The following is a 13,875-nucleotide window of genomic DNA, read 5'->3' as shown; positions in this document are numbered from 1 at the left end:
ATCGCCACACGAATATTGCAACTGAAGTTTGCCAATGAGCAGCCAGAGTCACCAAGTTGTGAACAACTGTTATCTCCCAAAGCATGGAAGCTATTATGGTTAAAAAGAATGAAAACACCATTGCCAGCAACCGCTCCTAATATGTCGTGGGCGTATCAAGAACTGGCTAAGTTAGGTGGCTGGAAAGATACCAAGCGCACAGGGCGTGCATCTGTCAAAGTGTTATGGCAAGGATGGCTTAAATTACAAGCCATCCTTGAAGGCTACGATTTAGCTAAGTCTCTTGAATCAGACTTGTGATCAAGAGACAGCTTGATAGCGCCTTTTTTAATTTTGAAGCTGGTTAGCTATCAACTAGGTCTTCAACACCTACGATTAACCAAGGGGCGTCACCCTGAGTTTTACGTTCCAAGTGCCAAGCTTCGTGAATTGGTTCTTCTTGCATATCACCCAAGTCGCGGTATTTACCTCTAAACATAACGCTGATTTCCCACTTATCAGCGGTTACGTCTGCACGAGCAAGTTCAGCATCGACAAACATGACTTCAGTTTCAACATCGCCCTGTTGTTCACGCTCTTGGCGGAACTCTTCAACTAGCTCTGGGCTTAAGTATTCGGCCATTGTAGCGTAGTCTTTTTTGTTCCACGCAGTTTGAATTGTTTGATAGTGAGAGCGGGCTCCTTGTAGGAAGCCGTTTACGTCAAAATCTCGTGGTAAGTTGAACGGCACCTCTTGCTGAGCTCCAAAGCCACCAGCGTTTTGGTTCGCTTGAAATTGCTGAGGTTGTGAAAACGGTTGGCTTTGTGATTGTTGACCAAAATTATTTGGCGCCCCAGCCATTTGCGGCTGTTGCTTTTTACTCATAAAGCTCTTTATTACTTTAAACAGCACAAATGCAGCTACTGCCAATAAGATCATTTCAAGGAATTGGAAGCCTTCAAAATCATCACCAAGCATAGCAGCAATTAAGCCACCAGCTAGTAGGCCGCCTAAAACACCTGCCATAATGCCTTTTTTGCTTGATTTTTTCTTAGCTCCTTGCTGAGCTGCAAGAGATTTTGTATCTACTTGCTTTTTCTGTTGAACAGTGGATGTTTGATGTGTTTTGCCTTTCTTTTTACCGCCAAACTTTTTACGAGCTTCAGCATCAAAAGCTGTTGCAAACAACATCGAAACGATAGTCAATAAAACAAAAAATTGTTTCATGGTTTTCCTCTAAGTTTAAATACTGCCTGTCATTTTAAATAAAATAACGGATGAAATGAACTAAAATAGGTTAGTTTTAGGAACAAATAAGGCGCTTAGCGCGCCTTATTTTTATAGCCAGCGTAAGGAGTTGTTGACTTCACCTTGATATTTTTCAATAGGGGTTCCTAAATTAGCAACTAATATTGTATCTGCGTGTTTACCTTTGTTGATAGAGCCTGCAAATCTTTCATCAGTAAAATGAGACTTACCATCTCTATAATCATTACTATCACTTGGCACTATAAATACTGTCATGGGGCCGTGTTCAGATTGAAAAATCAAGTGCAAGCTTCTTTGGCCTTTAAAGTTACAGAAAGTCGCATAAGTTACTTTACCAGGCATCGCTTCCAACTTACCGCCTAGCATAGCCAATTTTTCATTAACTACCTGTAAAGTCACTTCTTTATTTAGCCTTAAAGCACTCTCTTCATAATATACATGCTCTAATGCATGCTCACCTGCATGAAGTGGGGCGTGGACCGCTGAACTAAAATAGACCAAAACTGCAAGCATCACCGAAGCAGCAGATGCAATGGGTACCGAGAAGCGTCTATACCAAGCAATATTGACCACTTTAGATGGCATTGCTGGTTTTAGCTCTTCTTCAACTTGAGCAAGAAGTTTTGCTTGCAGGTCACTAGGAACCGGTACTTTAAATGCATCGCCCAGCATTGTATCAAAATCTTGCGCTTCATCGACTAAGCGCTGCTTTTCCGGATCACCCTTTGCTTCTTGGGTAAGCTGCTCATTGTTTGGATCGGCGAACAGGCGACGACGAAATTCTAAATCATCCATCAGTTTGATGCCCCCTTTGCTGATTCATTCACGTTGGTTAATGCCTCTTTTAGCTGATTTCTCGCTCGATACAATCTAGTCATGACTGTGTTTTTGTTTAACTCCAAAATTTCTGCGATTTCATCACCTGAACAACCCATTACAACTTGCAATAATAGAGGTTCACGATATTCAGATGCTAGCTGGCTAATTTGTCTTTGCACGACAGTTTGTTCCATTTCGTCATCTAATGACGTACTTTTAGTATCCTCAAGTGTGTCGTGCTCAACATCCGCATAGTCAAATTGTTTTCTTTCAAAACGACGCGCATTTTCTCGTCGTAAAATAGTTAATAACCAAGATTTGGCTGCTTTTTCATCTTGTAAGGCGTCTAATGAACGCCATGCTCGTAAAAAAGTCTCTTGAACCAAATCTTCTGCAATAGTTGGATCTTGGCACAGCCAATAAGCAAAGCGGTAAAGCTCTGTATGGTAGACCTGCACCAACGATTCGTAACGTTTTTGTTTTTGGGTCATGCTAACTAGACCTTGTCTTTAGCAATATTATTTCACTTTTCGCCATATTATTTTAATACAACTGCTCGAGACGATTCTGAGTGCCTGATTTTACAAGCTTTTCAGCACTAATTATTTTTTTGTACAGCGAGAGAGTATCTACATCAGATTCGTTTGCACTATAAAGGGATGCTTGCAGTTTTGCAATTTCTTCCCTGATTTCGGTGTCTTGCTCACTAAGCCAAGCCTTAACAGTAAGCTGCTGAGCGGTTTCTACGTATTTTCTCAGAGACTTGTAAAATGCACTAGCATCACCTTTTTTTGCGGCCAATGATAGATCTTTTACCAAAGCAGAAATGTCCGCTTCTTTCACTCCACTGTTATGAGTAGGCGCAAGTTTTGGCTGCCTGCGAGACTTAACAAACCAAATAACCATTGTAATAAACCACAGTATGTAGCCTAAAGCCGAGATTGCCCAGTCGATGACAGATTTTTCAGCTTCTTTATAAACGATTTGTGGTTCAACAGCCGTTTGAGTTTGTTCACTACTTGTCGATGTCTGTGGTACTTCGGATTGACTGGGTAGTTGAGGTTGATTTGGGTCTGCGACCACTTCTATTGTGCGAGCTGGCAGTGTTGCATACTGAACTCTGTTTATGACTGTGTTAAACCATGGAAGTTTTACTTCAGGTAAAGTATATACACCCGGCTTTTGAGGTAGGATTGCGTAAGATGCAATGAGCTGAGATATTACACGTCCATCCCGTGCCATTTGGTTTCTATCAGTTTCATCAGGGTAAATTCTGAAGCCACTAACACTAGGTACATCTATATCTGGCATCTGCTCTTTAGTGATCCCAAGTGCTGTTAGCGTGAAAGTACGTGTGATAGGAGAGCCTACTACGACTTTATTGTCACTTGGCTGCCATTCTTCTGCTAAATTAACCAACTCACTGGGTAACCAGTCGCCGCGATAATCATTAGGGATTGGCTTGACCTCTACATCAATGGTTTCGCCAATCGCGCTCATTGCCATACGGCGATAGCCTTCTCTTACTTGGCCATTAAAAACGGGTGGGTCGATGCTAAATGTGCCACTCTTTTGAGGTTGGATCAGGTAATTTCTGGTGATCACTCTATAGCGTCGGCCTTCAACGATTTCGTAATCTTCTTTTTGCTGGCCCATAGCGGTCAAGGTAGCGTCTGTCATCAATGGCTCACTGAGCTGTGCTTCAATCAAATCTTTACCAATGTAGAGTTTCATCGTATAAAGAGCCGCCTGTTGTACGTACAGAGATTGAGGCTCTAAACTAACCTTAATGAACACGTCTTTTTGTTCACTAGTATCCTGATCACGCGCCACGACCTTAATATTAATGGGTTGGCTTTGCTCTCCTGCTACTTCAAACGATGGGATCGTAAAATCACCTGCTCGCCTGGACATGACTTGCATTTGCCAAGTCGTAGCACTACTCATACTGCCATTGACGATTTGTGTCCGAGAGCTTGTGCTGACAGGACCAGTCACAAAACGTTGAGATAGCGCAGAGGTGTCTGGCATTTGGCCAGATACTTTTCCATTTGCTTCTATAGTAAGGGTGAAATACTCTCCTACGAGGACAGGGTTTTTGTCGACACTTGCAGTCAGCTTATCAATGGCCCAAGCGGGTAGTGCGAGCGCAAAGATTAAAAAATAAATAGCATTTCGCATTACCATGACTTTTCTGCTCCTACTGGTTGTCTTTGTTGTTGTCTCTGTCTAGATTCTAAAAGCATTTTATTCTTTAGAAGAATGGCCGGATCATCCGGTACTCGGCGTAAAAGTTGATCTAGTTGCTGAGCTTTTTCTTTTTCTTCGGGGGTTAATTCTCTCATTTGACCCTGAACTTGTTGTTCACCCTGAGCTTCGTTTGACGGAGTTTTATCAACCTGCTGAGGTTGGGGTGGTTGCCCATCAGACTCTTGCTGTGACTCTTTATTGGCAAGTTCTGGTTGATTTTGATTGTCTCGCTCTTGTTGCTCCCCACCATTGGCATCTTGCGATTGTTCACTTTGTTGCTCGTCGGACTCATGTCCTTGAGAGTCTTGCTGTTGAGTATTTTGCTCGCCTTGCTGGTCAGAATTAGATTGAGACTGATCTTGTGACTCCTGCTGATCACCTTCTTGTTGCTCTGAAGACTGCGGATTCTGCTGCTCATTTTGGTCATGGTTTTGTTGGTTTTGTTGCTGTTCTTTGAGCTGTTCTACCAAAGCTTTATTTTGTTTGGCTTGCTCAAATTCAGGATCCATATTAAGTGCTCTGTTATAAGCACCTATGGCTTCATCCAACTTACCAAGGTGAGCGAGTGCGTTGCCCAGATTGTATTGACCAATGGATGAGCCCGACTCTTTAAGTACGTCAACTGCTTGCTCGAATTCACCTTGTTTGTATAAAGCGGCACCTTTCAGTGTTGGGTCGTGCGCCGAGCCAGCACTTTCATAATCTTTCTCTTGGTAGGCTGAAAGCGCATTTTGATCTGTATTTTTAAACCAGGATTGCCACTCGGCGGCATAGGTCGGCGTGCTTGGCAGATAAGCAAACAATGTAATACATAAAGCTAGGACACTTTTTCTAAAAGCAATTAATGCCAATGGTAAGATAACAAACAATAAGTACTTACCCGCATCTACACGCCACAAAGTTTCATTAGGTTGATCTGGTCGCTCTATATCACTTCTTTGTAAATTCGCAAATGATTGAATATCTGAGCTGTCAGGCGTATAGCTTGCGTAACTCCCTCCCAATCTTTGAGCAAGCGACTTTAATCTGTCTACATACAGTTTAGGGACTACAATCTGCCCATATCGGTCTTTTAAGAAGCCTCCTTCTGGTGCGCTAATTGGTGCACCTTGTACTGTGCCAACACCGTAGACATGTAGCGTATAGCTACTATTGGAAAGCATAGATTGAATATCTGTGACTTCGTCCGTTTCTACTTCATCGGTGACTAGTATTATTTCACCTTGTGTATAGTTGGCCTGTTCCAACAAAGTTTTAGCCTGATCGATACCTGCAAGCACATTTGACCCTTTGCCGGGCATAATTTGTGGACTGATGCTTGGCACTAAGTTTTCCAGTGTTTTGATGTCGCTCGTAAGCGGGGAAACAATAAATGCATCTTGTGCATATGCCACAAGAGCTGTGTCTCCTTCTTTAAATAGTTGAAGCATATCGAGCGTTTTGAACCTAGCCTGAGTTAGTCTATTTGGTGCAATATCTGTTGAATACATAGAGTAAGACATATCCATGACGATAACGCGTGCCTGTTTAGCAGAGAATACAGGTACGCTTTGCTTTTCGATGCTTGGGCCCGCTATTGCGAATATGCTTAGAAATAAAATCATGCTAGTAAGCCAAGATGACTGACTCACTTTTTGCTCATCATTTTTTGCAAGCACAACGTTAGCTAAGTGTGGCGCAATAATCTGAGTCTCTTGGGTACCAGAGCGCTTATACCATTGTAATAAGATTATGACGGCCCACGGTACAAGGAGCCACAGTAAATCAGGGCGGATGAACTGAAATTCGGTCATGTTACTTTTCTCGCCTCCATTGTTTCGCGGTACGTATAAGGATGGCTAGGGCCCACAGCGCTATCGCTACTAGCAAGGGGATGTAGAATAACGCGAGTTTAGGCCTGAAAGTTTCATCTTCATCCGTGATTGGTTCAAGGTTATCTAATTCGGCGTAAATTTGCTGAAGGCCCTGAACGTTCTTGGCGCGAAAGTACTTTCCGCCAGTTTCATCCGCAATATGCGTCAGGGTTTGCTCATCAATGCTGTTGCCACCCATACTGCCCATGGAGAAAAACCCCAAATTTCTGCGTCCATCAGATCCTACACCTACGGTGTATACTTTTATACCCTCTTCGCGTGCGAGTATCAGTGCTTCATCGGGTTCTAAGTTACCTGCTGTGTTTCTTCCATCTGTAAGTAAAATTAAAATGCGATTACTTTCTTCTTTTTGATTAAAGCGTTTTACCGCCAATCCAAGTGCATCGCCGATCGCTGTAGCTCTACCAACGAGGCCAATTTGTGACTCTTGCAGCATCTGGCTGACAGTGTTGATGTCACGAGTCAGCGGTGTTTGTAAAAATGCGGTATCTGCAAAAAGTATAAGGCCTAAACGATCTCCTTGACGCTCTTCAATGAAATCGCTGAGTACGGCTTTAACAACAGACAAACGGTCGACGTAACGACCATTATATTCCATGTCTTCTTCTGCCATCGAGTGTGACAGGTCCACCGCCAACATAATATCTCGCCCTTCACTGGGTAGTGTAATGGGGTCGTCAAGCCAACTTGGGTTACTTAACGCGGTAACAAGGAGTAACCATATTAATATTTCTAGCCAATTTTTTGCCGCAGAAATTGGCTGCACCTCTGTGCCTTTTGCTCCTAACGTTGCATAGCTAGGCATACGAATTTTTTGTAAAGCTTTGGCTGGCCGAGGTTTGACTTTGGCGATGAGCCAAGGTAATGGAAGCAGTATAAACGCCAAAGGCCATTCAAATTCAAACATCTAGGCGCTCCTTTATTTTATATGTTTTTATTGCTTCTAGGAGTTTTGGGAGTAATTCCGAACTCGAGTTTGGGTTGTATAACGACACAATATCTTGTTCTTGAAAATTTGTTTTAGTTAGCCGGTTTAACGTTTTACACCAATTTGCACTTGATTGAGCAGCCAAGTTGTTACCGTAATAATGCTTTGTTAGTCGCTTTAATACACTGTGTAAAGCTAAAGGGTCAGCTTGATATTGGACGCTTAGCTCTATGGCTTCTCTTTTTGCCGCGCCAAATTGCCAACGGCGATAGGTAAAAACGGCTAGACCGATTAAAAGTAGGACGCATAACAATATGAGTGCCCAGGTAGGTAAAGAAAGTGGCCACCAAGCAACTTGTTCGGGTGGTAAAACATCATTTAGGGCATCGAGTGGCGAAGGAATCATAAATGTTACCTAGATAGCTGAATTTCCAATGGTAGAGCAGCAGAAAAATTAAGCATGGTCATGCCTGAGCGGCTTAAGCGCTGAAGCCGAGTACTAAACACGTGTTCAGCCTGTTGGGCGAATTTTTCTCTAAACTTTTTATCGCCAAGCGGCAGGGTCCATGAGGTTTGTGCACCTTGAATTTCGATAGTATCGCTGTATTCAGGTAGTTGGTGCTCAAAAGGGTCACTGACTTGGCATCCGATAAGTTCACAATGGCGACTCAAGCCTTCAAGTAGTGAAAAGCTCTCATCGTTTAAGTCTGAAAAATCGGAGATGAGATAAATTAAGCTGCCAGGTTTAGCGAGGTGTTTGAGACGTCTTAAATTTTCGTTAAAGCGACTTTGTAAAGGCGTATCTCTATTCGCAAGGCTTGTTTCATGAACATCACACAATTGATGACAAAAAGCCAGCACACCTTTGTCACGAGCAGTTGGTTTAAGCTCGTGATGGCTGTGCTCCGAAAACACGACTCCGCCCAGTCTATCTCCTCTTTGGGTGGCAGACCAAGCAACAAGAGAGCTTAAGTGAGCCGCTTGGACAGACTTGAGCAACAACTGACTGCCAAACAACATACTGTTTGATAGATCTGTGAAAATAAAAACAGGGCGCTCTTTCTCTTCTTGATATAGCTTGGTATGTGCTTCACCAGTGCGAGCAGTTACCCGCCAATCAATGGCGCGTATGTCATCGCCGTATTGGTACTGGCGCACCTCATCAAACTCCATCCCACGCCCTTTGTGTGGTGCGAGGTATTGCCCCGCTTGAGCGCTGCGGATCTGTCCTTTGGGCTTTAAATCAAGTAAACGTGATTTGGCTTTATAATAAAGCAGTTCCTTTAATCCTAATTCAAAGCCGTTGCTATGACTATTTGAAAACCAGCTCGTTGTGTCTATATTCGCTTTCATATAAATCAGCCAAGCTTATGGCACTGGCACTAGCTCAAGAATACGGCTGATCACTTGGTCTTTCGTGATGCCATCAGCTTGCGCGTCGTAGCTCAGAATGATGCGATGTCTAAGTACATCATGCAAAACTGCTTGAATGTCATCTGGCGTTACAAAATCTCTTTGTTGTAACCATGCGTGCGCTCTTGCACACTTATCCAAAGCGATTGTCGCTCGGGGGCTTGCGCCGAGTTCGATCCATGCGCCTAACTGCTCATCTAGTTTAGCGGCTTCTCTAGTTGCAATAATCAGCTGAACTAAATATTGTTCCAGCGGTTCGGCCAAGTGCAATGCTAAAACCTTCTTGCGCGCTTCAAACAACGTTTGCTGGCTAATTGGGCTAAAGGTGACTTTTTCGTCGCTAAGTGCTTCACCACGAGTCAAGCGGAGGATATCTAGCTCCGTTTGCGCAGCTGGATAGTCAATATTCAAATGGAGTAAAAATCTGTCTAGCTGTGCTTCAGGAAGAGGGTATGTACCTTCTTGCTCCAATGGGTTTTGTGTGGCCATTACCATGAATAGATCTGGTAGTGGGTACGTTGTTTTACCTACAGTAACCTGCCTTTCAGCCATAGCTTCTAGTAGTGCGGATTGTACTTTTGCCGGCGCACGGTTTATCTCATCGGCCAAAATCAGATTATGAAAAAGAGGGCCTTTTTCAAAAACAAACTCACTGGTTTGCTGTCTATATATATCGGTACCAGTAATATCTGCTGGCAATAAATCAGGGGTAAACTGAACTCGTTGAAAACTACCCTCAATACCTTTTGCCAAAGCATTGACTGCACGTGTCTTAGCCAACCCAGGCGGACCTTCTACTAATAAATGTCCGTCGGCTAAAATTGCAACAAGAAGTGCTTCAGTAAGGTCAGGTTGACCTAATATTTGCGTATCTAAAAATTTTTTTAGTTCAGTAAACTCATTAACTGCCATGCTTGTTTGTCCTTGTTCTGACAAATTTGTTGCTTATTTATATGGATTGAAAAGGAAAACTCAAGCTTTTGAGGTGTATTTTCGCTTTTTTTCTTAGACCGTATATTTGGATTTAGTTCCATAATTTTAATATATTTTTCAGTAACTTTTTGAATTGTACAATTTTTGCGCTAAGTTTGGTTTGCGCTGTGATTTTACAGACAATTTTTAAATTTCTATTGGCATAACGGATTCGGTTGTTTAGAATCAGGTTAAAATAACAGGTCAGACCTGTCAGCGGGAGAGCAAAATTCATGTCTGAACAAAACATACTAAAAACAATAAACGGAGACCGTATTGCCATTGTAAGTGGCCTGCGAACTCCATTTGCAAAACAAGCTACTGCTTATCACCATGTGCCAGCGTTAGATTTGGGAAAAACCGTTGTCAATGAAATGCTTGAGCGTTTGAACATCGATAAGAAAGAAATCGACCAGCTAGTCTTTGGCCAAGTCGTTCAAATGCCTGAAGCGCCAAATATTGCCCGCGAAATTGTATTAGGAACAGGGATGCCCGTGTCCGTCGATGCGTATTCAGTGTCTCGCGCTTGCGCAACAAGTTTTCAAGCTGTTGCTAATGTGGCGGAGTCTATTATTGCAGGTCATACTGCCGTTGGTATTGCAGGTGGTGCTGATTCTTCATCTGTATTACCTATTGGTGTAAGTAAAAAGCTTGCGGGTAGTTTAGTTGATCTTAATAAAGCGCGTACTTTAGGGCAAAGGTTGAAGATTTTCTCAAAGTTACGCCTTAAAGATTTGTTACCTGTTCCGCCAGCAGTAGCAGAGTACTCTACCGGATTGTCTATGGGGGATACGGCAGAACAAATGGCCAAAACGCATGGCATTAGCCGAGAAGAGCAAGATGCACTCGCGCATCGTTCTCACTCACTGGCTGCAAAAGCTTGGGACGAAGGTCTGTTGTCTCAAGAGGTCATGACTGCACATGTTGAACCATACAAAGGCTTCATCGATAAAGATAATAATATACGGGCGAACTCTTCATTAGAGGGCTATGCTAAGTTACGCCCTGCATTTGATAGGAAACATGGTTCGGTAACGGCGGCAAATGCAACGCCACTGACTGACGGTGCTGCTGCGGTATTAATGATGAGCGAAAGCAAAGCAAAAGCACTCGGCTATGAAATTCTCGGTTATGTTCGTTCATATGCTTTTTCTGCTATTGGCGTGCATGAAGATATGCTAATGGGGCCTGCTCATTCAACACCACTTGCCCTAGATAGAGCAGGCATTGAATTGAAAGACTTAAACCTTATCGAGATGCACGAGGCGTTTGCAGCCCAAGCACTAGCGAATGTGAAAATGTTTGCTTCTGATAAATTTGCACAAGAAAAGCTTGGTCGCAGTAAAGCGATTGGTGAAATAGATATGGATAAATTTAACGTCAATGGTGGCTCTTTGGCTTATGGACACCCATTTGCAGCAACAGGAGCTCGATTAATCACTCAGAGTTTAAATGAACTCAAACGTCGTGGTGGTGGACTGGCGCTTACAACGGCGTGTGCAGCCGGTGGTTTAGGTGCGGCTTTTGTATTGGAGAGTGCGTAAATGTCAGTATTTAGTTATGAATTAAATAGTCATAAAGTTGCGTTAGTTACAATCGATGTGCCTGGCGAAAAAATGAATACCTTGCGTGATTCATTTGCCGATGAATTGCTCGAAATTTTAGAGCAAGGTAAAAACGATGATGTCACAGGCATGGTATTTATCAGCGGTAAATCAGATAATTTTATTGCTGGTGCTGATATAAAAATGCTAGACAATGCGAGTACTCGAGAAGATGCGCTACGCCTGTCCGAAATGTGCCAGCAAGCATTTTTTAAAATGAAAGCGCTGCCTTACCCAACTGTTGCTGCTATCCATGGTGCAGCGCTTGGGGGGGGGTTAGAGTTTGCATTGGCGTGCGATTATCGAGTTTGCACAAGTGATGACAAAACTAAACTCGGGTTGCCAGAGGTTCAACTGGGCTTGCTACCTGGTGGCGGTGGTACGCAAAGACTTCCTAAACTTGTCGGTATTCAAAATGCGCTAGAGTGGATGCTAACTGGTAAACAGGTTAGGGCTAAACAAGCTAGTAAAGCGGGGTTAGTTGATGACTGTGTACCTCAAAGTATTTTAAAGGATGTTGCGGTAAAACTGGCAAGAAAAGGGAAGCCAAAATCACGTAAACCGAAACTAGATAAGTTAAGTCAGCTTTTAGAATCAAATCCGTTTGGCAGAAATGTGATTTTCAAAAAGGCGCAAGAAAATGTCGAAAAGAAAACGGGTGGACATTACCCCGCACCTTTTGCAATCATCAAAGCTGTAAGAGCTTCCGTAGAGCTGGACGAATTAAAAGCCTACAAAACTGAAGCCGAAGGTTTTGCAGATTTAGTAATGACCGAAGTATCTCGTTCATTGCGTGGCATTTTCTTCGCGACCACAGAAATGAAAAAAGAGTGGCAAAGCGACAGTAATATTAAGATTGAACGCGCTGCGGTATTAGGCGGTGGTTTGATGGGAGCTGGTATTACCCATGTAAGTGCTGCTAAAGCAGGCGTACGCGTGCGTATTAAAGATGTTGCACATCAGGGGATCAGTAACGCGCTAAACTATAGCTACAAGATTTTATCGAAAAAACAAAAGCGCCGTATTCTATCTAAGGCTGAGGTGCAGTCGACCATGAACAGCATCACAGGCACAACGGATTACAGTGGTTTTAAAGATATTGATATTGTGATTGAAGCGGTCTTTGAAGATCTTGCTCTTAAGCAGAGTATGGTTGCAGATATTGAAAGAGAATGTTCACAAAGCACCATATTTGCGAGTAATACGTCGTCACTGCCTATAGCTCAGATTGCTGAAAAGGCGGCGCGACCTGAAAATGTAATCGGTTTACATTACTTCTCTCCAGTTGAGAAGATGCCACTTGTAGAGATTATCCCACACGAGGGCACCTCTGAAGAAACTATCTCTAAGACAGTGAACTTCTCACGCAAACAGGGTAAAACGCCGATTGTTGTTAAAGACAAAGCTGGTTTTTACGTTAACCGTATACTCGCGCCATATGTCAATGAAGCTGCAAACTTGCTATTAGCAGGTGAGCCAATCGAGAAAATTGATTCAGCGTTGGTTGAGTTTGGTTTCCCTGTGGGGCCATTGGCGTTACTTGACGAAGTAGGTATTGATATTGGCTCGAAAATAGCCCCAATTCTTGAAAAAGAATTAGGTGAGCGATTTAAAGCGCCAAATGCTTTTGAGCGTATGATAGATAATAAGCGCCTTGGCCGTAAAACCGGCAGAGGTTTTTATTCTTACGAAGGTAAGAAAGGCAAAAAAGTAGATGAGTCAGTCTATGAGCTGCTAGGTATTACTCAAGCTCCAAGGTTAAACAAACAAGAAATTGCCAACCGTTGTGTTGCTCAAATGCTGAATGAGGCTTCAAGGTGTCTTGACGAAGGTATTATTGCATCAGCGCGTGATGGCGATATCGGTGCTATTTTTGGTATTGGGTTCCCACCATTCTTAGGCGGTCCATTTAGTTATATGGATAAACGCGGTATTAACAAGGTGTGCTCTGAGCTTTCTACCTATGCAACAGAGAATGAGGTGTTCACACCTTCTGAGCCGTTAAGAGCGAAAGCCGAGGCTGGCGAAGGTTACTACGGCTGAACTTCATTATAGAAAACACCCCAAATATTGGGGTGTTTTCTACTTCAACGCTAATCTAAATTCACTCATTTATTTCGCTCACTTGAATGTGATTGATGAATGCACCCTTACTTCTCATATACGCGTTCTAGAGAGAGAACTCTTCCCATCAACATGTTGAAATTTGATGTTTATACTAAAGTGCTAACGATCAGGTTTTTATTTAGTTATATAAAGCAATATCTTAAGGTGTAGTTGATAACCTTTTCTTTGTTAATGTATTGAAAATATATCAACATCCACAACTTTGCCCTGGGTGTTATTTGATCAATTTCATTCCTGATTTTTGATAAAGGAATAGAAAATGAAAAAACTAAAAAAAGTGATTCTGGCCACTGCGTTAATTGGGTCATGCCAAGTATTAGCAAGTAATATTACATATAGCTCCTACGGCGGAACAAAAGCGCAAGCTCAAAGCGCAATTTATAATTATGCATCTAGAAATAATTACAATGTTTTGAGTATTAATTGCTATAACTCACAAATAGGTCCACCTTGGGAATGTGATAGTAGATTAAGAAAGAAAAGTACGACACCACCTTCTGGTAAAGTAATTAAAACAAGCGCATGGGATACAGTGAAGCGAATGCCACAAAAAACGCAATAAGAGCTTGGCAAGGAGCAGCAAATTCTACTAAAACACCAAGCGTGTATTGTAAAAATTGGACGGTAGGGCCTGGCTGG

General features: G+C 42.7%; 12 protein-coding genes and 1 pseudogene. 4 read left to right on the top strand and 9 right to left on the bottom strand.

Annotated features, from left to right (window positions below):
• Nucleotides 1-300: pseudogene (locus N482_RS17320) on the top strand (IS4 family transposase); the annotation flags it as partial.
• Between the two features lie 43 nt (nt 301-343).
• Here N482_RS17320 and N482_RS17315 read toward each other — a convergent pair.
• The 9 genes from N482_RS17315 to N482_RS17275 all read right to left on the bottom strand — a co-directional run bounded on the left by N482_RS17315 (nt 344) and on the right by N482_RS17275 (nt 9,445).
• Nucleotides 344-1,207, bottom strand: a complete 864-nt coding sequence (locus tag N482_RS17315; RefSeq protein ID WP_063378232.1) for a Tim44 domain-containing protein — start codon at nt 1,205-1,207, stop codon at nt 344-346.
• Between the two features lie 111 nt (nt 1,208-1,318).
• Complete coding sequence (locus tag N482_RS17310) at nt 1,319-2,044, bottom strand: DUF3379 family protein (protein ID WP_063378231.1); 726 nt, start codon at nt 2,042-2,044, stop codon at nt 1,319-1,321.
• A complete protein-coding gene (locus N482_RS17305; protein WP_063373977.1) occupies nt 2,044-2,559 on the bottom strand; it encodes a sigma-70 family RNA polymerase sigma factor in 516 nt (171 codons plus the stop codon). Before N482_RS17305 ends, N482_RS17310 begins: the two co-directional genes overlap by 1 nt.
• Before the next feature lie 52 nt (nt 2,560-2,611).
• Nucleotides 2,612-4,255: a BatD family protein gene (locus N482_RS17300; protein ID WP_063378230.1), complete on the bottom strand. Its 1,644-nt coding sequence runs from the start codon at nt 4,253-4,255 to the stop codon at nt 2,612-2,614.
• Nucleotides 4,249-6,111 carry a VWA domain-containing protein gene (locus N482_RS17295; protein ID WP_063378229.1) on the bottom strand — a complete coding sequence of 621 codons (1,863 nt, stop codon included), beginning with the start codon at nt 6,109-6,111 and terminating at the stop codon, nt 4,249-4,251. The genes N482_RS17300 and N482_RS17295 overlap by 7 nt, the downstream gene beginning before the upstream one ends.
• A gap of 1 nt (nt 6,112) precedes the next feature.
• Nucleotides 6,113-7,099, bottom strand: coding sequence for a vWA domain-containing protein (locus tag N482_RS17290; protein WP_063378228.1), 987 nt, complete (start codon nt 7,097-7,099; stop codon nt 6,113-6,115).
• Nucleotides 7,092-7,526 carry a DUF4381 family protein gene (locus tag N482_RS17285; protein WP_063378227.1) on the bottom strand — a complete coding sequence of 145 codons (435 nt, stop codon included), beginning with the start codon at nt 7,524-7,526 and terminating at the stop codon, nt 7,092-7,094. The genes N482_RS17290 and N482_RS17285 overlap by 8 nt, the downstream gene beginning before the upstream one ends.
• Before the next feature lie 5 nt (nt 7,527-7,531).
• Complete coding sequence (locus N482_RS17280; RefSeq protein WP_063378226.1) at nt 7,532-8,473, bottom strand: DUF58 domain-containing protein; 942 nt, start codon at nt 8,471-8,473, stop codon at nt 7,532-7,534.
• Between the two features lie 15 nt (nt 8,474-8,488).
• Nucleotides 8,489-9,445, bottom strand: a complete 957-nt coding sequence (locus N482_RS17275) for an AAA family ATPase (protein WP_063378225.1) — start codon at nt 9,443-9,445, stop codon at nt 8,489-8,491.
• A gap of 293 nt (nt 9,446-9,738) precedes the next feature.
• Here N482_RS17275 and fadI point away from each other — a divergent pair, with 293 nt between their 5' ends.
• From fadI to N482_RS17260, 3 genes are all read left to right on the top strand, one after another.
• Nucleotides 9,739-11,049, top strand: coding sequence for an acetyl-CoA C-acyltransferase FadI (gene fadI, locus N482_RS17270; protein WP_063378224.1), 1,311 nt, complete (start codon nt 9,739-9,741; stop codon nt 11,047-11,049).
• Nucleotides 11,050-13,152: a fatty acid oxidation complex subunit alpha FadJ gene (gene fadJ / locus N482_RS17265; protein ID WP_063378223.1), complete on the top strand. Its 2,103-nt coding sequence runs from the start codon at nt 11,050-11,052 to the stop codon at nt 13,150-13,152.
• 343 nt (nt 13,153-13,495) lie between these two features.
• Nucleotides 13,496-13,798, top strand: a complete 303-nt coding sequence (locus tag N482_RS17260; protein ID WP_063378222.1) for a hypothetical protein — start codon at nt 13,496-13,498, stop codon at nt 13,796-13,798.
• Nucleotides 13,799-13,875: the final 77 nt, after the last annotated feature.

Origin of the sequence: Pseudoalteromonas luteoviolacea NCIMB 1942 (genome assembly GCF_001625595.1) — a bacterium.
Taxonomy (GTDB): domain Bacteria; phylum Pseudomonadota; class Gammaproteobacteria; order Enterobacterales; family Alteromonadaceae; genus Pseudoalteromonas; species Pseudoalteromonas luteoviolacea_A.
The sequence above is the reverse complement of the archived record's forward strand: the minus strand, read 5'-3'. Positions and strand labels throughout refer to the sequence as shown.

Excerpts from the sequence above, each read along its gene's own strand:
- fadJ (WP_063378223.1), top strand. The coding sequence starts at position 11,050 with ATGTCAGTATTTAGTTATGAATTAAATAGTCATAAAGTTGCGTTAGTT.
- N482_RS17290 (WP_063378228.1), bottom strand. The coding sequence starts at position 7,099 with ATGTTTGAATTTGAATGGCCTTTGGCGTTTATACTGCTTCCATTACCT.
- N482_RS17275 (WP_063378225.1), bottom strand. The coding sequence starts at position 9,445 with ATGGCAGTTAATGAGTTTACTGAACTAAAAAAATTTTTAGATACGCAA.
- N482_RS17280 (WP_063378226.1), bottom strand. The coding sequence starts at position 8,473 with ATGAAAGCGAATATAGACACAACGAGCTGGTTTTCAAATAGTCATAGC.
- N482_RS17305 (WP_063373977.1), bottom strand. The coding sequence starts at position 2,559 with ATGACCCAAAAACAAAAACGTTACGAATCGTTGGTGCAGGTCTACCAT.
- N482_RS17295 (WP_063378229.1), bottom strand. The coding sequence starts at position 6,111 with ATGACCGAATTTCAGTTCATCCGCCCTGATTTACTGTGGCTCCTTGTA.
- N482_RS17310 (WP_063378231.1), bottom strand. The coding sequence starts at position 2,044 with ATGGATGATTTAGAATTTCGTCGTCGCCTGTTCGCCGATCCAAACAAT.
- N482_RS17285 (WP_063378227.1), bottom strand. The coding sequence starts at position 7,526 with ATGATTCCTTCGCCACTCGATGCCCTAAATGATGTTTTACCACCCGAA.
- N482_RS17260 (WP_063378222.1), top strand. The coding sequence starts at position 13,496 with ATGAAAAAACTAAAAAAAGTGATTCTGGCCACTGCGTTAATTGGGTCA.
- N482_RS17300 (WP_063378230.1), bottom strand. The coding sequence starts at position 4,255 with ATGGTAATGCGAAATGCTATTTATTTTTTAATCTTTGCGCTCGCACTA.
- N482_RS17315 (WP_063378232.1), bottom strand. The coding sequence starts at position 1,207 with ATGAAACAATTTTTTGTTTTATTGACTATCGTTTCGATGTTGTTTGCA.
- fadI (WP_063378224.1), top strand. The coding sequence starts at position 9,739 with ATGTCTGAACAAAACATACTAAAAACAATAAACGGAGACCGTATTGCC.